At 32.8% G+C, this 454-nt stretch carries 1 protein-coding gene; it reads left to right on the top strand.

Annotated features, from left to right (window positions below; genetic code table 11):
- Positions 1–386: hypothetical protein (locus D7V77_RS44145; RefSeq protein WP_158624604.1), on the top strand; the 386-nt coding region annotated here is incomplete at its 5' end.
- Between the last annotated feature and the right edge of the window lie 68 nt (positions 387–454).

Here is a 454-nt window from a genome sequence, read left to right as displayed (position 1 = left end):
GTATTGGAGTTGGGATTGATAATTATGTTTACAAAACATTGCCATTATTTTTTGATGCAAGATGGCATTTTGGAAATGAAAAAAGAGGTTTCGTTTATGGGGATATTGGCTATGATTTTCCGCTAAAGAACAAACCGGGAAAAGAAATATTCGGGTATGATACGTATGATTTTACCGGAGGCATTTATGCTGATATTGGAATGGGTTACCAGTTTCCGATTTATAAAAGATCTTTTTTTGTATTTAGCTTGGGCTATTCTTATAAAAAATTACAAAACAAAATCGGGACGACAATTTGTCCTTTTATTGGTCCTTGCTTCGTAGATTATAGCAATTACGAATTTAGCTATGGCAGAATGATTTTGAAGGCGGGATTAATTTTTTGAGTGTTGTCATCTTTTAGAAGAATCAATTGATTCACTGCAATAGATTAATCTGCGGCAATCATTATAAA

It is taken from the genome of Corallococcus sp. CA041A (genome assembly GCF_003612075.1).
GTDB lineage: Bacteria > Myxococcota > Myxococcia > Myxococcales > Myxococcaceae > Corallococcus > Corallococcus exiguus.
This window is presented reverse-complemented; position numbering and strand designations above follow the sequence as displayed.